This is a genomic window from Pseudomonas sp. zfem001 (assembly GCF_032621725.1).
Lineage (GTDB): Bacteria > Pseudomonadota > Gammaproteobacteria > Pseudomonadales > Pseudomonadaceae > Aquipseudomonas > Aquipseudomonas sediminis.
This window is the reverse complement of the sequence record NZ_JAVYJI010000006.1, coordinates 195,851-213,140: the sequence shown is the minus strand read 5'-3', so window position 1 is coordinate 213,140 and position 17,290 is coordinate 195,851. Positions and strand designations below refer to the sequence as shown.

The window sequence follows — 17,290 nt, the reverse complement described above, 5'->3', positions numbered from 1 at the left end:
GCCAGAAACCCGGCCCGTCGGCCGCGCGCCTTAGCGCCAAGCCGTACCGGCCACTTCTGGAGAAACAACGATGCTATTAGCTACCGACCTGGATGGAACCTTTCTCGCTGGCGACCCCGAAGATCGCCTGAGCCTCTATCAGACCATCGCCGCCCACCCCGAAATCAAGCTCGCCTACGTCACCGGGCGCAGCCTGGAAGCCGTACTGCCGCTGCTGGCCGACCCAACGCTGCCGCAGCCGGACTACATCATCGCCGACGTCGGCGCGACCCTGGTGCATGGCGACAGCCTGCAACCGATCCAGCAATTGCAGAGCGTGGTCGATGCCCGCTGGCCCGGCGAAACCCAGGTAGCCAGCGCCATCGAGCCATTCGGTCTGGAACGCCAGGACGTGCCACAGGCGCGTCGCTGCTCCTATTTCTGCACGCCCGAACAGGCGGCCAACCCGGCACTACGCGAGATCGCCGATGAGCTGGGTTGCGACCTGCTGTACTCCGCCGAGCTGTACCTGGATTTCCTGCCCAAGGGCGTGAACAAGGGCAGCAGCCTGCAGGCCCTGGCCGACTGGCTGGAGCTGAGCCACGATCAGGTGCTGGCCGCTGGCGACACGCTCAATGACCTGTCCATGCTCAGCTCCAGCTTCCATGGCGTGTGCGTCGGCGAGTCGGAAAACGCATTGCTGGAAGCCACCAACCACCATTCACGCACCCTGCACGCCGAGCGTCCGGGCTGCGGCGGCATCCTCGAAGCCTTTGCCCACTTCGGCTTCCTCGGCGAGCACGGTATCGCCGCCGAACGCCGCCAGGCCGCGCAACCCGGCAAGGCCGAGCTGGTGATGGTCTATCACCGCCTGCCCTATGAGGAATACCGCAACGCGGCCGGCAAGCTGCAGCGCCGCCGCCCCACTTCGCCCAACGGCATCATTCCCACTCTGCTCAGCTTCTTCGGCGACGGCCGCCCCGGTTCCTGGGTTGCCTGGGCCGTGCACGAGGACGGCGACGAACCGTTCGACAGCCACACCACCGTGGACGCCGAGCGCTATCCCAAGCTCACCGCCGCGCGGGTCAAGCTGAGCAAGGAAGAAGTCGATATCTTCTACAAGCGCTTCTCCAAGGAAGCATTCTGGCCAACTCTGCACACCTTCTGGGAACGCGCCACCTTCAACGAGGACGACTGGCAGGTATTCCTCAAGGTCAACCGCGCCTTCGCCGAACGCACCGCGCTGGAGGCCGCCGAAGGCGCCATCGTCTGGCTGCACGACTACAACCTGTGGATGGTGCCGGCCTACCTGCGCGAGCTGCGCCCGGACCTGCGCATCGCCTTCTTCCACCACACCTACTTCCCCTCGGCCGACGTGTTCAACGTGTTGCCGTGGCGCCGGCAGATCGTCGGCAGCCTGCTGCAGTGCGACTACATCGGCTTCCACATTCCACGCCAGGTGGAAAATTTCGTCGACGTCGCCCGTGGCGTGTTCCCGCTGAAAACCCTGGAGCGGCAGAACTGCGCGCCGCGCTTCATCACTTACGGCTGCGCCGTGGGCCTGGAGCGCATGACCACCGAACTGGACACCGGCACCCGTCAGGTCAAGCTCGGCGCACACCCTGTCGGGCTGGACATAGATCGCGTGCGAGGCGCCCTGGAGGCGCCGAAGATCAAGGAACTGATGGGTCAACTGCGTGAGGAAATGAAAGGCGTGAAGCTGATCCTCTCGGTAGAGCGCCTCGACTACACCAAAGGCATTCTGGAAAAGCTCAACGCCTACGAGCGCCTGCTGGCTGATAACCCCGAACTGATCGGCAAGGTCACCCTGGTCACCGTGTGCGTACCGGCGGCCAAGGAGATGACCGTCTACAACGAGCTGCAAAGCCAGATCGAGCAGGCGGTCGGCCGTATCAACGGCCGCTTCGCACGCATTGGCTGGACGCCGCTGCAGTTCTTCTTCCGCAGCCTGCCCTTCGAGGAGGTCAGCGCCTGGTACGCCATGGCCGACGTCATGTGGATCACCCCACTACGTGACGGCCTCAACCTGGTGGCCAAGGAGTTCGTCGCAGCGCAGGGCCTGCTCGGCGGACGTGGCGTGCTGGTGCTGTCGGAGTTCGCCGGCGCCGCAGCCGAGCTCAAGGGCGCGCTGCTGACCAACCCGCATGATCCGGCCGACCTGGCGCAGACCTGCTACCTGGCGCTGAACCTGCCCAAAAGCGAGGCCCAGGCACGCCTGCGCGAGCTGTTCGATATCGTCTGCTACAACGACATTCGCCGCTGGGGCGAGGAGTTCCTGGCGGGCGTGCAAGTGCAGGAAGAACCCAAGCCGCTGACGCTGGCGAGCTGAGAAAGCCCTTCGCGGCTGAAGCGGAATGCCGCCCAGCCGCTCCTACGGCCTAACTGGTCTGGTAGGAGCGGCTTCAGCCGCGAAGGCGCAGTCTCGTTTCCCCGGATTTCATCCGGGCTACGTTTGCCGAGAAACTCGCCGTCAACCCTCCTGGCTATCGACCACGCAATTGATCATCCATGGCACACCGAAACGGTCAGTGAGCATGGCGAATTGGGTCGCCCAGAAGGTAGCCTGCAACTCCATCTGCACTTCGCCACCAGCCGACAGTGCCTCATATAGGCGCTCGGCCTCCGGCACGTTGTCCACCTGCAGGGAAATCGAGCAGCCCTTGATGCCCTCGTGCGGATACTGCGGGATGGTGTCCGACGCCATCAGGATCTGGTCACCCGCCGTCAGGCACACGTGCATCACCCGGTCATGAAACTCCGGCGGCACCTCGCCGGCATCCGGGCTTTCACCGAAGCGCATCAGTTCCAGCTTGCCGCCCAGTAGCTCGGCGTAGAAATTGAAGGCTTGCTCGCACTGGCCATCGAACATCAGATAGGCATGAATCTTCATCGCTACTCTCCTTGATTTTCACTGCTCATGCGTGCGCGGATACGTTCTTCCTGCTCACGCAACTCGGGGGTGAATTCGGCGCCGAAATCCTCGGCCTCGAAGATCTGCCGAATCTCGATATCGGATTCGCCAGGCATGGGGTTGGGGCAACGCTTGACCCAGTCGATGCAGGCCTGCAGCGACTCGACCTGAAAGATCCAGAAGCCGGCTACCAACTCCTTGGTCTCCATGAACGGACCATCGATCACCGTGCGCTGCGCCCCGGAAAACCTCACACGGGCGCCCCTGGAACTGGGGTGAAGACCTTCGGCAGCCTGAATCACGCCAGCGGCTGCCAGCTCTTCGTTGTAACGGCCCATGGCCGTCAGCAGCTCTTCGCTGGGCATCACACCGGCTTCGGAATCGGCCGTCGCTTTGACAATCACCATGAAACGCATCGCCTTTCTCCTTGTTCGAGTCGAAGTCGCGCGCAGGGTGTCTCCCTACGGCTGACAGTGAACCCAGGGCGGGGTTCTATGCAGTAGTCGAACGAGTGAGGAAAGAATCGACAGGCGCTAGGAATATTTTCGTCAGGTCGCCTGATACGACCCGCGGCAGGGATAGAGTGCGCGGCGCCTCAAGGAACGCGCCGCGCAGGCAGGATCAAACGCGGAAGCGACTGACCATGGACTGCAACTGGCCGCCCAGGCGCGCCAGCTCGGCCGAGGATTTGGCCGTTTCGTCGCTGGCAGTGGCGGTCTGCTCGGAGACATCACGCACGCTGAGGATGCTGCGGCTGATTTCCTCGGCCACGACGCTCTGCTGTTCCGCAGCAGCGGCGATCTGCTGGTTCATCGACTGAATGTTGGACACCGCCAGGGTGATGCTGCCCAACGAGTCGCCAGCCTTGCGCGTCAGCTCGACACTGCTGTCGGTCAGGTTGCGACTGTTGCGCATCACCGCGGCGACCTGCTGAGTGCCGCTCTGCAGGCCAGCGATCAGCGCTTCGATCTCCTCGGTGGACTTCTGCGTACGCTGCGCCAGGCCGCGAACCTCATCGGCGACCACGGCAAAACCGCGTCCGGCCTCGCCAGCGCGCGCCGCCTCGATGGCGGCGTTGAGCGCCAGCAGGTTGGTCTGCTCGGCCACCGACTTGATCACGTCCATGACGCTGCCGATCTTGTCGCTTTCCTGCTGCAACCCATTCATCGCCTCGGAGGAGCGGCTGACTTCGGCGGCCAGGCGTTCGATCTGCGAAATCACCTCGGCCACCACCTGATCACCGACACGCGCCTGGCCATCGGCCTGGTTGGCCGCCTGCGAAGCCTGCTCGGCATTGCGCGCGACTTCCTGCACGGTGGCCGACATCTCGTGCATGGCGGTAGCGACCTGATCGGTCTCGCTCTTCTGGCTGTTGGCACCGGCGCTGGTCTGCTCGGTGACCGCCGACAATTCTTCGGCGGCGCTGGCGATCTGCGTGACGCTGTCGCGGATGCCGGAGATCAGCTCACGCAGGGTGCTGGCCATGTACTGGATACCCTGCTGCAACTGACCCATCTCGTCGCGACGGTCGACTTGTACGGTAGCGGTGAGATCGCCCTCGGCAATGCGCTGTACCGCGCCCAGAGTGTCCTGCAGCGGACGGGTGATCTGCCGGGTGATGATCCAGGCAGCCAGCACGCCGAACAGCAGGGCCAGCAACGTGGTAATGATCTGCAGATTGCGTGCAGTGGCGGTTTCCTCGTCACGACGGTCGATCTGGATCTGTACCAGCGCGGCGTTATCCTTGACGATCTGGTAGCCCTGCTGGGTCAGCGCCACGCGTTCGGCGACGATGATGTCGTTGGCCTGACTGAAACGCTGCACTTGCGCCCGATAGGCATCGAGACCGGCGCGCACAGCGCTGATCGCGCCACCCTGCTCGCCGGCGAAGGCCGCAGCCAGGGCATCGATACTCTGCACGGCACGCTCGGTCTGGGTGCGCATCGCCTGTTCGGTATCGGCATTGGGATTGGCCGTGTAGCCGCGCACTTCGTAGCGGGTCAGCTGCAGGCTCTCACGCACATCGCGCACGGCCAGGTAACGCGGGGAGCGCCGCTCGTCGAACTCCGGCATCTGCTGCACGGCCTTGTACAGATTTTCAAGCTCAGCAAAAGCCTGCTTCGCCAGGCTGCCCATCTGCTCGCGAGCAGCGCGCGCCGTGCGATAGGCATCGGCCATACGATTGAAGGATTGCTTGTACAGCTCGATCTGCTCGGCCTGCTGCGTCAGCAAGCGAACGTTTTCTTCACTACGGAAGCGGCTGCGCACCTCGGCGTGCGCATTGCTGTAGCTGGCCAGCGACTTTTGCACCACCTCGGCCATCTTCTCGTCGCCGTTATCGAGCATGTAGCGCAGGCGGTCGACGCGCAGCTCGGTCAGCAGATTGCTCAGGTGACTGATGTCGGCAGTCCAGTTGCTGCGCTGAATCAGACTGCCCATGCTGGTCCAGGCCACGCTGGCGAGGATCAGGGTCAGGGCCAGCACCAGACCGAAGCCGAGCGCCAGCTTGCGGGTCACGCTTAGGTTCGCGAACCAGGTGTTCATAACAATTCTCCAACTGCGGATGTTTCAGGTTTCGCTGGAGAATTGTTTTTGTTGAAGCCAGCACAAGGGATCAGCTGACGTAGTAAGCGACTGGCAGGGCACAGATATTAAGCGGCTGCGACATTCTGCAGCGGCCGCGTATCAGTCCAGCAGCTGCAAGGCCTCGGTGCTGGATTGCTGGATACGTGCCCAGTCGCTGCTTTCCACCCACTCGCGCTGGAACATCCAGGTGCCGCCCACGCACATGACGTTGGGCTGCGCCATATAGCGCTGCAGGTTGTCCGGGGTGATGCCACCGGTTGGGCAGAAGCGCACACCGCCGAAAGGCCCGGACAGCGCCTTGAGCGCCGCGACACCGCCACAGATCTCCGCCGGGAACAGCTTGAAGCGGCGATAACCCAGGGCGTAACCGACCATCAGCTCCGATGCGCTGCTCACACCCGGCAGCAGCGGCAGCGGGTTATCCAGCGCCGCCAGCAACAGCTCACGCGTGCTGCCCGGCGTGACGATGAACTGTGCACCGGCGGCAGTCGCCGCGGCGAGCATGTCTTCATCCAGCACGGTACCAGCGCCGACGCAGAGTTCCGGGCGCTCGGCACGCAGGCGGCGAATCGCTTCCAGGCCGTGCTCAGAGCGCAGGGTCACTTCCAGCACGCGCAGGCCACCAGCGGCCAGGGCGTCGGCCAGCGGCAGGATGTCCGCCTCGCGGGCGATGGTGATCACCGGCATGATCCGCGCCTGCGCGCAGATGCGGTCGATCTCGGCGATTTTGTCGGCCATGCGCGCGCGCTGGCCTTGGTCGAGGCTGGTCATGTCAGGGGCACCAATGGATTTCAAGAGGGGAATTGAGGAAGGCGCGGATCGGCAGCTCGGAGGTTTCACCGGGCTGCAGCGCCGCACTGAGGATGTTCAGTTTCGCCTGGCCCTGGATCGCCAGCAGCGGCAGGCGTGCGCTGGCCAGCACCGGCAGGGTCAGGGTCAGGCGTTGCGCCGGCTCGCTCGGGGCAAGCATCGGCAATACGCGGCGTGCGCAGTCCGGCTGTAGCGCCTGCTGCAGATTAGGGCTGTGCGGGAACAGCGAGGCGGTATGACCGTCATCGCCCATGCCCAGCACCAGCACGTCTATCGGCGCCAGTTCGGCGACCGCAGCATCAGCCAGCTCGGCCGCCTGTTCGAGGTTGCCAGCGACCTGATAGAGGCTGAGGAAACGCGCTTCGGCGGCCGGACCACGGAGCAGATGACGACGCACCAGCGCCTCGTTACTGCCCGCATGATTGATCGGCACCCAACGCTCATCAGCCAGGCTCACCAGCACCTGCGCCCAGGGCAAATCCTGCTGCGCCAATGCCTCGAAGAACGGCACCGGACTGCGCCCGCCGGACACTACGAGGGTGGCCTGACCGCGACTGACGATGGCCTGGCGCAGCGCATCGGCCACGTGTACGGCCAAGGCCTGGGCCAGTTGCTCGGCGTCATCGTGCGGGCAGGCCTGCACGCCTGACGGCAGTTTCAGTTCAGAGATCGCCATACCAGCTCCTGCCATCTCGGGTGATCAACGCGACCGAGGCCATGGGGCCCCAGCTGCCGGCTGTGTAGGGTTTCGGCGCCTCGCCGAGACGATGCCAGCCGTCGATCAACTGATCGCACCACTGCCAGGCGTATTCGATCTCGTCCTTGCGCACGAACAGGTTCTGATTGCCGCGCATCACTTCCAGCAGCAGACGCTCGTAGGCATCGGGGATGCGCGCACTGCGGTAGGTATCGGAAAAACTCAGCTGCAGCGGACCACTGCGTAGCTGCATGCCCTTGTCCAGGCCCTGATCCTTGGTCAGCACCTGCAGCGCGATACCCTCGTCCGGCTGTAGACGGATGATCAGCTTGTTGCCGATCAGTTGGCGTTGCTCCGGGGCGAAGATGTAGTGCGGCGGCGCCTTGAAGTGGATGACGATCTGCGACAGCTTCTGCGGCATGCGCTTGCCGGTACGCAGATAGAACGGCACGCCGGCCCAGCGCCAGTTGCGGATGTCGGCACGCAGGGCGACGAAGGTTTCGGTGTCACTCTGGGTGTTGGAATTCTCTTCTTCCAGATAGCCGGGCACCGCGCGCCCATCGCTGCTGCCAGCGACGTACTGGCCGCGCACAACGCGCTGGCCGAGTTGCTCGACATTGATCGGCTCCAGCGCCTTGAGCACCTTGACCTTCTCGTCGCGGATGCTGTCGGCGGACAGGTCACTGGGCGGGTCCATGGCGATCAGGCAGAGCAGTTGCAGCAAATGGTTCTGGATCATGTCGCGCAACTGCCCGGCCTGATCGAAGTAACCCCAGCGCCCTTCGATACCGACCTTCTCGGCCACGGTGATTTCCACGTGGGAGATGTGGTTCTGGTTCCACTGGGTCTCGAACAGGCTGTTGGCAAAACGCAGGGCAATGAGGTTCTGCACCGTCTCCTTGCCCAGGTAATGGTCGATGCGATAGACGCGGTTTTCCGGGAACACCTGAGCCACGGCATCGTTGACCGCACGCGAGGACGAGAGGTCATGGCCGATCGGTTTCTCCAACACCACCCGCGTGCCCTCTGCCAGCCCCACGGCAGCCAGGTTGGCGCAGATACCACCGTATACCGAGGCCGGCGTGGCGAAGTAGGCGATCAACTGATCCTGCGGGCTCACATGCTCGAGCAACGCCGCATAATCGTCGGCCTTGAGGAAGTCCATGCTCAGGTAGCTCAGACGCGCTAGGAAGCGCGCCATGTCGGCTTCCGTCAGCTCCTTGGCTGGTACGTGCAGGCGCAACGCCTGTTCGATGGCGCGCAGGTGATCACTCGGCTCGCCCGTTTCACGGGCCAGGGCGAGGATGCGCGTGCCATCGTGCAGCAAACCGGCGCGATCGAGCTGGTAAAGCGCGGGAAACAACTTGCGCAAGGCCAGATCGCCCAGCGCGCCGAACAAGGCAAAGGTGCAGGATTCAAGCTTCATCGCAGGCATGAGTTTGTTCTTTTATCAAGATGCACTAGAAATACCGGGTGATACTGCTTTTATCAAGGAAAAATGTTGTGATAGCAACAACATTATTCACTACATCCGATAAGCCAGTGGTGGCCACGGGGCGGCATCAGTAGGATAGGCCGGTTGTTTTACCGCCCATCGCCTGTCGCCAAGCCCGTTCAACCGCCTGTTAGGAGCCCTTATGGACCGCGTGCGCAACCTGCTGGAACAGATCCAGAGCCGCCTGGACGACCTGAACAAGGCCGAACGCAAGGTCGCCGAAGTGATCCTGCACGACCCGCAGCAGGCCACGCGCTTCAGCATCGCTGCGCTGGCCCAGGCCGCCGCCGTCAGTGAGCCGACGGTCAACCGTTTCTGCCGCTCGTTCGGCGCCAACGGCTATCCGGAACTGAAGATGCAGCTGGCGCAGAGCCTGGCCAGCGGCGCCGCCTACGTCAGCCGCGCGGTATCGGCCGACGACGGCCCCGAGGCTTACACGCGCAAGATTTTCGGCAGCACCATCGCCTCGCTGGACAGCGCCTGCCAGAGCCTAGACCCGCAACATGTCAGCCGTGCCGTCGACCTGCTGATCCAGGCGCGGCAGATCCACTTCTTCGGCCTCGGCGCCTCGGCCTCGGTAGCGCTGGACGCACAGCACAAGTTCTTTCGCTTCAACCTCGCGGTCTCGGCGCACTCCGACGTACTAATGCAGCGCATGATCGCCTCGGTGGCGCACACCGGTGATCTGTTCGTGATCATTTCCTACACCGGACGCACCCGCGAGCTGGTGGAAGTGGCGCGCCTGGCGCGCGAGAACGGTGCTTCGGTACTCGGCCTCACCGCCGCCGGCTCGCCGCTGGCCAAGGCCAGCACCCTGAGCCTGGACATTCCGCTGCCGGAAGACACCGATATCTACATGCCGATGACCTCGCGCATCATCCAGCTCACCGTGCTCGACGTACTCGCCACCGGCGTCACCCTGCGCCGCGGCGTCGACTTCCAGCCACACCTGCGCAAGATCAAGGAAAGCCTCAGCGCCAGCCGTTACCCGGCGGATGAAGAGCCGCTCTGAGGCGCCTGCAGGAGCCAGCCTGCCGACGATTCGTCGTATCGGCACTATCCAAAAGGCATCGCCGGCAACCCGGCTTCTACCGTTCTGCTGCACTGCTGGCTAAATACTGTCGTGGCTCGACCAGGCAAATAGCGACGCTTCTGGTAGGCTTGCCGGCTTTTCCGAACCTGCCAGGAAATCCGTCATGCAAGCTCTGATTGCCCTCAGCCGTTTCATCGGCAACACCTTCGCCATCTGGGTGTTGCTGTTCGCCGTCATGGCCTTCTTCCAGCCCAGCTGGTTCCTGCCACTGACCGCCTGGATCGTGCCGCTGCTCGGTCTGATCATGTTCGGCATGGGCCTGACGCTCAAGGGCGCGGACTTCCAGGAAGTCGCTCGTCGCCCGCTGGCCGTGCTGCTTGGCGTACTGGCTCAGTTCATCATCATGCCCTGCACCGCCTGGCTGCTGTGCCAGGCGTTCGCCCTGCCGCCGGAAATCGCCGTGGGCGTGATCCTGGTGGGCTGCTGCCCGGGCGGCACCGCCTCCAACGTGATCACCTGGTTCGCCCGTGGCGACCTGGCGCTGTCGGTCTCGATCACCGCTGTCACTACCCTGCTCGCCCCGCTCGTCACCCCGGCACTGATCTGGATGCTGGCCTCGGAATGGCTGCCGGTGTCGTTCAGCGCCATGTTCATCTCCATCCTCAAGATGGTGCTGCTGCCCATCGCCCTGGGCCTGATCGCCCAGCGCCTGCTCGGCGAGCGAGTGAAGACCGCTGTCGAGGTGCTGCCGCTGATTTCCGTGGTGAGCATCGTCGCCATCGTCGCCGCCGTGGTCGCGGCCAGCCAGGGCAAGATCGCCGAATCGGGCCTGCTGATCATGGCCGTGGTGATCCTGCACAACGGCATCGGGCTGGGCCTGGGTTACCTGGCCGGACGCCTGTTCGGCATGTCGCTGGCGCAGCGCAAGACATTGTCGATCGAAGTCGGCATGCAGAACTCCGGCCTCGGCGCCGCCCTGGCCAGCGCGCACTTCAGCCCGCTGGCCGCCGTGCCCAGCGCCCTGTTCAGCGTCTGGCACAACCTGTCCGGCCCGTTGCTGGCGACCATTTATCGCCGAATGAGTCAGAGCTCAGAGAAAGCCGCCGGCTGACCCAACGCCTCGCACCAATCCGGGGCAACTTGCCCCGGATACGCCAATATGCACAATATTGGCGCACGCGAGGACGACCTCCGCACCCTGAGCTCAGGGTGGCTCATCCGGGGGACGGCCCCTTCAGCCACTGGAGGTGACCATGTCCTGGATCATTCTGTTTCTCGCCGGCCTGTTCGAGGTCGGCTGGGCCATCGGTCTGAAATACACCGAAGGCTTCACCCGCCCCTTGCCAACGGCGCTGACCGTCTGCGCCATGCTGGTCAGCCTCGGCCTGCTCGGTCTGGCCATGAAGGAGCTACCGCTGGGCACCGCTTACGCCATCTGGACCGGCGTCGGCGCCGTGGGCACGGTGATCGCCGGCATCATCCTGTTCGGCGAGTCGATGGCGCTGCTGCGCCTGGCCAGCGTGGCATTGATCGTCTGCGGGCTGATCGGGCTCAAGATGAGCCACTAGAAAGCCCGGTGTGCACAGCACACCCTACGGAAGCAGGTGATCCGTAGGATGTCGCGGGGCCGCCTAGGCCATGCGCACCTTCATCAACGCCAATCCCCACGCAAGGCCGCCACCTGCGCCTGCAACGCCTCGCGCTTGGCCTGCTCCGGCGCAATCGGTGCTCCCGCCACCAGACACACCCGTGACCACAGGCGCTTGAACAGCCCCTTGTGCGGATCGCGACTGAAGAAGCTGCCCCACAAGCCCTGCAACGCCATGGGAATCACCGGCACCGGGTTCTCTTCGAGAATGCGCTCGACACCCGCCTTGAACTCGTCGATCTCACCATCGCCGCTCAGCTTGCCCTCGGGGAAGATGCACACCAGCTCGCCATTGCGCAGGTACTCGGCGATCTTCTTGAACGCAGCGTCGTAGATCAGCAGATCCTCGTTGCGCCCGGCAATCGGCACGGTGCCGGCTGTGCGGAAGACGAAATTGAGCACCGGCAGGTCGTAGATCTTGTAGTACATGACAAAGCGCACCGGCCGGCGAATAGCGCCGCCGATCAACAACGCATCGACGAAGGACACGTGGTTGCACACCAGCACCGCCGCACCCTCGTCGGGAATGGCATCCAGCCCCTTGTGCTCGACCCGGTACATCGAATGCCCCAGCAGCCAGATGAGAAAGCGCATGCTGAACTCGGGGACGATCTTGAAGATGTAGCTGTTGACCGCGATGTTCATCAGCGACACCACCAGAAACAGCTGCGGAATCGAGAGCCCGGCGACACTCAGGAACAGGATCGCAACGATGGCCGACGCCACCATGAACAGCGCGTTGAGGATGTTGTTCGCCGCGATCACCCGCGCCCGCTCGTGCTCGGCGGTGCGCGACTGGATCAGCGCATACAGCGGCACGATGTAGAAGCCGCCGAACAGACCGATGCCGAGAATGCAGCCGAGAATCCACCAGGCCTGGCCGTAGCCCAGCAGCGCCAGCCAGTCATGCGGCGCAGCAGCTTCGGGGAAACCGCCGGAGAACCACCACAGCAGCATGCCGAACAGGGTCAGGCCGATGGAGCCGAACGGCACCAGGCCGATCTCCACCTTGTGCCCGCTCATGCGCTCGCAGAGCATCGAGCCCAGGCCGATGCCCAGCGAGAACACGGTGAGAATCAGCGTCACCACGCTCTCGTCGCCATACAGCCACTCCTTGGCGTAGGCCGGAATCTGCGTCAGGTAGATCGCGCCGAGAAACCAGAACCAGGAGTTGCCCACCAGCGAGCGCGACACCGCAGGGCGCTGGCCCAGGCCAAGCTTCATGATCACCCAGGACTGACGGAAGATATTCCAGTCCAGCGGCAGTTCAGGCATGGCAGCCGACGCCTTGGGAATGCCCAGGCTGGCGATGTAGCCGAGCAGCGCCACGCCGACCACGGAACCCGCGACGATCGGCGCATAACTGCTGCTGGCCATCATGATCCCGGCGCCGATGGTGCCGGCCAGAATCGCCAGGAAGGTGCCCATTTCCACCAGGGCGTTACCGCCCACCAGCTCCTGCTCCTTGAGGTGCTGCGGCAGAATCGAATACTTCACCGGGCCGAACAGCGCCGACTGCGTGCCCATGGCGAACAGCACAGCGAGCATCAGCGGCAGGTTGTCCAGCAGCACCCCGGCGGCGCCGGCGAGCATGATGCCGATCTCGGCGAACTTGATCTTGCGGATCAGCGCGTCCTTGGCGAACTTCTCGCCAAACTGGCCGCCGAGGGCGGAGAACAGAAAGAACGGCAGGATGAACAACAAGGCGCAGAGGTTGACCAGCAGATCGCGGTCGACGCCCGTGTTGAGCTTGAAGAGGATGGCGAGAATCAGCGACTGCTTGAAGATGTTGTCGTTGAAGGCGCCGAGCAATTGCGTCACGAAAAACGGCAGAAAGCGCTTCTTGCCGAGCAGGGCGAACTGCGATTGTTGGGTCATCGTCCATGGTCCTCGCGGGAGTCGGTTTTTGCCCGCACAGGCATTTGACTGCAAATCCCCCCATGAAAGCCACAGGGCAAATGCGAATGCCTTGGCTAACGAGGAGGTAAGACTGTTCATTTAAAGATGCGCGCTTAGCTCTCCTCTCCCCAGAGGGACGAGGGGGCTAATCGCGTTCCACCATTTCTTGTGTGAACAGCACTACCTTTGTGGGAGGGGCTTCAGCCGCGACAGCAACCGCAAAAAGCTCGCCGCTGAAGCGCCTCCCACACCCGAGTGCGCCTTCACGGCCCCGGCCCAGCAGGGGGCGCCGCCAAACGCAGCGCAAAAAAAACGGCAGCCCAATCGGGCTACCGTTCTCGAACTCGGAGAAAACGTCAGTGCCCTCGCACTGACTACAACCTCACCTGCACTCCCAGGGGAATGCCAGCGCAGTCTGACAAAAGCCAGCCTCAGCGTCCGTTTAGCTTTGTTAACTGCCTGCAAAGAAATGTAAACGGCAGATGACTGCACGGTCCGCCGCGCGGCACAATCGCGCCCATGAACGCTTACCACCCCGCCTGCTGCAGCCCACTCGACACGCACAACCCGCTACCCCGCGCAGTGGACGGCGCGCAGCTGATCAGCACACATTTCGACCCTGCCCTACTCGCAGAAGACGACTTCGCTCGCTGCGATATCGCCCCGGTGCGCGGCGTCGCCAAGCGTCAGGCCGAGTACCTGGCCGGACGCCTGTGTGCCCGCGAGGCGCTGCGCCGCGTGGCCGGCCAGCCCAGCGTGCCGGCCGTCGGTGAAGACCGCGCGCCGCAGTGGCCGCGGGGCGTGGTCGGCTCCATCACCCATGGCGACAACTGGGCTGCTGCACTGGTCGCCCAGCGTGAGCGATGGCGCGCGCTAGGCCTGGACGTCGAGCGCCTGCTGCCCGTAGAGCGCGCCCAGCGCCTGCAGGGCGAAATCCTCACTCAGGCCGAGTTGCAGCGCCTGTCGGGGCTGGACGACGAGACCCGCGCCACGCGCATTAGCCTGACCTTCTCGCTCAAGGAAAGCCTGTTCAAGGCGCTCTACCCGCTGACCCTGACACGCTTCTATTTCCATGACGCCGAGCTGCTGGAGATGGACCACGACAGCGCACGCCTACGCCTGCTGATCGACCTGCATCCGGACTGGCGCACGGGCGCCGAGCTGGATAGCCAGTTCGCGCTGTTCGATAACAGGGTGCTGAGTCTGGTGGCCGTGGCGGCGTGATCAAGCGCCCCGACGTACATGGATAAGCCGGTGCGCGCGGCGCACCCTACCGGCGAAGCGTGGGATATCGCAGCTTTGTAGGGTGCGCCGCGCGCACCAGGTCCAACACGCAATCGCGCCCTACTCCCCCTGACGCCGCGGCCACACCAGGCTGAAACGCGCACCGCCAAGGCTGTCGCTGCGGCTGATCTGCGCCCGACCGCCATGCCAGTAGATGATCCGGCGCACGATGGACAGGCCCAGGCCATGCCCGCCAGAGGCCCGTGTGCGGCTGTCGTCGAGGCGCAGGAAGGGGCTGAACAGGCGCTCCCAGGCTTCTTCCGGCACGCCCGGGCCGTCGTCCTCGACGTCGATGCGGCAACGCTTGTAGCCGACCTGACAACTGATCAACACCTTGCCTTCGGCGTAGCGCATGGCGTTGCTGACCAGATTCTGCAGCGCGCGGTGCAGGTAGCGCGGCTCAGCCTCGACCCAGCAGGCGCCCTCGGCCTGCACGCTGAGCACCGCACCCGCCTCCACACGCACCTTGTTGCTCAGCGGCGCCAGCTCGTCGATCACCTGATCGATCAGCGCCTTGAGCTCCACCTGCTGGAAATTCAGCGCCGGCGAACCCTGCTCCAGGCGCGCGTAGGTCAGCATCTCGTCAACCAGCTTGTCGAGATCCTGGATATCGCTGTCCATGCCGTCCATGTACTTGCGCCGAGCATTTTCACTCGGTGCATCGGCGATCATCTCCAGGCCGAAGCGCAACCGCGCCACCGGCGTGCGCAGCTCGTGGGACACCGCGCGCACCAGCTCGCGCTGCGTGCTCAGGGAGGTCTGCAGGTGCTCGGCCATGGCGTTGAAGCTGCTGGCCAGGCGCCCTACCGAGTCCGCACCACGCGTCGGCACGCGCGCATCCAGGCGGCCGCTGGCGATATGCGTGGCTGCACCCTCGAGCGCACGCAGGCGCTGCTCCAGCGAGCGCACCAGCAGGTAGACGATCAAGCCGATCAGGCTCAGGCCCAGCGCGCCGATCAGCACCAGCAGTTGCGGCGGATAGGGGTTCATCTGGTACAGCGGGCCGATTTCCAGTACCCAGGGTGTATCGACGATGCCGGAGAAGACATAGATGGAGTCGCCGCCCTTGCCCAGCGCCATCACCGTATCGCCCTCATCGATACGCCGCCGCTGGTCGAGGTCGATGGTGGCGTCCTCCAGGCGTACCAGTTGCAGGTTGAAGCCGAACTGCTTGGCTGCCTTCAGCTCGGCCAGGCGCTGCGGCTGTTCCTCTACCGGGTAACGGATCAGTTCGTCGATCAGCAGGTAGTTGGTAGCCCGCGCCAGTTGCTCGCTGATCTGCTGAATCTCACCGGTCAGCAGCAACGGCTGCTTGCCGTCGAGCAGGCCATAGACCTTGGCCGAATGCGGCCCAGTCTGCTGCACCAGCACATGGCCGCGCTGCAGCCGATTGCGCTCGCTGCTTTCCAGCGGCACGTCGCTCAGGGCCTGCAGCTCCAGCGGAATGCCAAGCAGGCGCGACCACACTACCAGGGCGCGCCTGCGCTCCACCTCGTTCATCGGCAGCAGGTTGTCCGCCATCAGGCGGAAGGTGCCGCGCGCCAGGCCTTCGCGGTACTGGTCGCCGCGCACCTCGTTGACCAGGTGCAGGGTGCCGACGCCCAACAGCGCCACCAGCACCAGCGCGGCGAGCATGCCGCCGTAGATACGCAGGAAGATGGAATTCATGGCTGCCCGATCAATCGCGCAGGATCGGCGGCGCATCACCGAACGGTAGTGCTTCGGCGGCCTCGGCGACGAACAGGTAGCCTTTGCTGCGCACCGTCTTGATCATTCGCGGATGCATCGGGTCATCGCCGATCTTCGGGCGGATGCGCGAAATGCGCACGTCGATGGAACGGTCCTGGCCGTCGTACTCGATACCGCGCAGGGAATTGAAAATCTCCTCGCGCGACAGGATGCGCCCGGCATTGGCCGCCAGCAGCCAGAGCAGATCGAACTCGGCGCTGGTCAGCTCGATGCCCTGCTCGCCCAGCCAGGCTTCGCGCATGGCGCTGTCGATAGCCAGCGCACCAAACTGCAGACGTCGCGGCTGACCTTCATCACGCTCGCTGTCGCTGCCCTCACGGCGGCGCAGCAGCGCACGAATGCGCGCCAGCAGCACACGCGGGCGCACCGGCTTGCACACGTAGTCATCGGCGCCCATCTCCAGGCCCAGCACCTGATCCATGTCGTCGGTACGCGCGGTCAGCATCAGGATCGGTCCCTTGTAACCGCTGCGTACCTTGCGGCAGATGCTCAGACCATCTTCACCAGGCAGCATCAGGTCGAGAATCACCAGGTGCGGCTGCTCGGCGAGAATCCGCGCCGCCGCACGCGCACCATCGGCCTCGATGGACACACGCAGGCCGTTGCCCTCCAGATACTCGCGGGTCAACTGCGCCAAGCGCTGGTCATCCTCGACGATCAGAATCTGCCACGCTTCTTGTTCCACACCCATTCCCCTTCGCATAGCGGCAAGCGCCGCAAACACCGTCGCCATTCTAGGGGCTGAGCGCGTCCCGGCGCGAGCGGCAAACCTGCGCCTAAGCCTGGCGCCGGGTTAAGCACAGCACATGCCAAAAGCACTATATATAGTGGTAGTCTGTGCGCCGCCGAACAGCTTCGCCAACTCGCTGAAATCCTTCCCCCAGGGGCGACGAACGGTCATTGGTAGCCAGAGCCAGAGAACACGCGGGCTAGGCTGCCAACACCCACAAGGCACTCACAGCTTATCCACAGGCAGTTCTTTTTCTAGCGCCTTGCAATGCCTCCAACAGCGCACTATCTTGTATCCCCATCGCGCAGCACCCACCAGATGTTGGGTTACTGCAGAAAACCGGACACAAAAAGAACGAATCGCGCAAGCCCTTTTCGCAGGGTTTTCCAGGTGTCCCGGCTAACCGTTTCGCCCTAGCCCAGGCCTGGCCTGGGTTACAGCCGCGCAG

General features: G+C 64.0%; 14 protein-coding genes. 5 read left to right on the top strand and 9 right to left on the bottom strand.

Going from position 1 to position 17,290, the window contains the following annotated elements; translation table 11 throughout:
• Positions 1-70: 70 nt before the first annotated feature.
• Positions 71-2,329, top strand: a complete 2,259-nt coding sequence (gene ggpS / locus RTH74_RS19525) for a glucosylglycerol-phosphate synthase (protein ID WP_316915742.1) — start codon at positions 71-73, stop codon at positions 2,327-2,329.
• Between the two features lie 141 nt (positions 2,330-2,470).
• On the opposite strand, the gene RTH74_RS19520 is transcribed toward ggpS, so the two are convergent.
• From RTH74_RS19520 to zwf, 6 genes are all read right to left on the bottom strand, one after another.
• On the bottom strand, positions 2,471-2,890 hold the full coding sequence (locus RTH74_RS19520) for a VOC family protein (protein WP_099525542.1): 420 nt from the start codon (positions 2,888-2,890) through the stop codon (positions 2,471-2,473).
• Between the two features lie 2 nt (positions 2,891-2,892).
• Positions 2,893-3,327: a YciI family protein gene (locus tag RTH74_RS19515; protein ID WP_099525543.1), complete on the bottom strand. Its 435-nt coding sequence runs from the start codon at positions 3,325-3,327 to the stop codon at positions 2,893-2,895.
• 205 nt (positions 3,328-3,532) lie between these two features.
• Complete coding sequence (locus RTH74_RS19510) at positions 3,533-5,455, bottom strand: methyl-accepting chemotaxis protein (protein WP_316915741.1); 1,923 nt, start codon at positions 5,453-5,455, stop codon at positions 3,533-3,535.
• Between the two features lie 141 nt (positions 5,456-5,596).
• Positions 5,597-6,268: a bifunctional 4-hydroxy-2-oxoglutarate aldolase/2-dehydro-3-deoxy-phosphogluconate aldolase gene (locus RTH74_RS19505; protein WP_316915740.1), complete on the bottom strand. Its 672-nt coding sequence runs from the start codon at positions 6,266-6,268 to the stop codon at positions 5,597-5,599.
• A 1-nt stretch (position 6,269) separates the two neighbouring features.
• Entirely contained in the window at positions 6,270-6,983 is a 714-nt protein-coding gene (pgl, locus tag RTH74_RS19500; RefSeq protein ID WP_316915739.1) for a 6-phosphogluconolactonase, read from the bottom strand.
• Positions 6,970-8,439, bottom strand: a complete 1,470-nt coding sequence (zwf, locus tag RTH74_RS19495) for a glucose-6-phosphate dehydrogenase (RefSeq protein WP_316915738.1) — start codon at positions 8,437-8,439, stop codon at positions 6,970-6,972. Before zwf ends, pgl begins: the two co-directional genes overlap by 14 nt.
• A 211-nt stretch (positions 8,440-8,650) precedes the next feature.
• Between zwf and RTH74_RS19490 the strand changes: the two genes are divergently transcribed.
• The 3 genes from RTH74_RS19490 (at position 8,651) to sugE (ending at position 11,100) form a co-directional block, all read left to right on the top strand.
• Entirely contained in the window at positions 8,651-9,511 is an 861-nt protein-coding gene (locus RTH74_RS19490; protein ID WP_177429707.1) for a MurR/RpiR family transcriptional regulator, read from the top strand.
• Positions 9,512-9,695: 184 nt separating this feature from the next.
• A complete protein-coding gene (locus tag RTH74_RS19485) occupies positions 9,696-10,643 on the top strand; it encodes a bile acid:sodium symporter family protein (protein ID WP_316915737.1) in 948 nt (315 codons plus the stop codon).
• Positions 10,644-10,785: 142 nt separating this feature from the next.
• Entirely contained in the window at positions 10,786-11,100 is a 315-nt protein-coding gene (gene sugE / locus RTH74_RS19480; RefSeq protein ID WP_017674886.1) for a quaternary ammonium compound efflux SMR transporter SugE, read from the top strand.
• 83 nt (positions 11,101-11,183) lie between these two features.
• Here the strand turns inward: sugE and RTH74_RS19475 are convergent, their stop codons facing one another.
• The gene (locus RTH74_RS19475; protein ID WP_316915736.1) at positions 11,184-13,058 is read right to left on the bottom strand and encodes an MFS transporter; all 1,875 of its coding nucleotides are present in this window, start codon (positions 13,056-13,058) and stop codon (positions 11,184-11,186) included.
• A 540-nt stretch (positions 13,059-13,598) separates the two neighbouring features.
• Here RTH74_RS19475 and RTH74_RS19470 point away from each other — a divergent pair.
• Positions 13,599-14,303: a 4'-phosphopantetheinyl transferase superfamily protein gene (locus RTH74_RS19470; RefSeq protein ID WP_316915735.1), complete on the top strand. Its 705-nt coding sequence runs from the start codon at positions 13,599-13,601 to the stop codon at positions 14,301-14,303.
• 120 nt (positions 14,304-14,423) lie between these two features.
• Here RTH74_RS19470 and RTH74_RS19465 read toward each other — a convergent pair whose 3' ends face one another.
• Together RTH74_RS19465 and RTH74_RS19460 are read right to left on the bottom strand one after the other, a co-directional pair.
• Positions 14,424-16,031 carry an ATP-binding protein gene (locus RTH74_RS19465; protein ID WP_179544385.1) on the bottom strand — a complete coding sequence of 536 codons (1,608 nt, stop codon included), beginning with the start codon at positions 16,029-16,031 and terminating at the stop codon, positions 14,424-14,426.
• Between the two features lie 10 nt (positions 16,032-16,041).
• A complete protein-coding gene (locus RTH74_RS19460; RefSeq protein ID WP_316915734.1) occupies positions 16,042-16,797 on the bottom strand; it encodes a winged helix-turn-helix domain-containing protein in 756 nt (251 codons plus the stop codon).
• Between the last annotated feature and the right edge of the window lie 493 nt (positions 16,798-17,290).

What these genes read in the sequence shown, in the direction of transcription:
- ggpS (WP_316915742.1), top strand. Translation starts at nt 71, where the DNA reads ATGCTATTAGCTACCGACCTGGATGGAACCTTTCTCGCTGGCGACCCC.
- RTH74_RS19520 (WP_099525542.1), bottom strand. Translation starts at nt 2,890, where the DNA reads ATGAAGATTCATGCCTATCTGATGTTCGATGGCCAGTGCGAGCAAGCC.
- RTH74_RS19515 (WP_099525543.1), bottom strand. Translation starts at nt 3,327, where the DNA reads ATGCGTTTCATGGTGATTGTCAAAGCGACGGCCGATTCCGAAGCCGGT.
- RTH74_RS19510 (WP_316915741.1), bottom strand. Translation starts at nt 5,455, where the DNA reads ATGAACACCTGGTTCGCGAACCTAAGCGTGACCCGCAAGCTGGCGCTC.
- RTH74_RS19505 (WP_316915740.1), bottom strand. Translation starts at nt 6,268, where the DNA reads ATGACCAGCCTCGACCAAGGCCAGCGCGCGCGCATGGCCGACAAAATC.
- pgl (WP_316915739.1), bottom strand. Translation starts at nt 6,983, where the DNA reads ATGGCGATCTCTGAACTGAAACTGCCGTCAGGCGTGCAGGCCTGCCCG.
- zwf (WP_316915738.1), bottom strand. Translation starts at nt 8,439, where the DNA reads ATGCCTGCGATGAAGCTTGAATCCTGCACCTTTGCCTTGTTCGGCGCG.
- RTH74_RS19485 (WP_316915737.1), top strand. Translation starts at nt 9,696, where the DNA reads ATGCAAGCTCTGATTGCCCTCAGCCGTTTCATCGGCAACACCTTCGCC.
- sugE (WP_017674886.1), top strand. Translation starts at nt 10,786, where the DNA reads ATGTCCTGGATCATTCTGTTTCTCGCCGGCCTGTTCGAGGTCGGCTGG.
- RTH74_RS19475 (WP_316915736.1), bottom strand. Translation starts at nt 13,058, where the DNA reads ATGACCCAACAATCGCAGTTCGCCCTGCTCGGCAAGAAGCGCTTTCTG.
- RTH74_RS19470 (WP_316915735.1), top strand. Translation starts at nt 13,599, where the DNA reads ATGAACGCTTACCACCCCGCCTGCTGCAGCCCACTCGACACGCACAAC.
- RTH74_RS19465 (WP_179544385.1), bottom strand. Translation starts at nt 16,031, where the DNA reads ATGAATTCCATCTTCCTGCGTATCTACGGCGGCATGCTCGCCGCGCTG.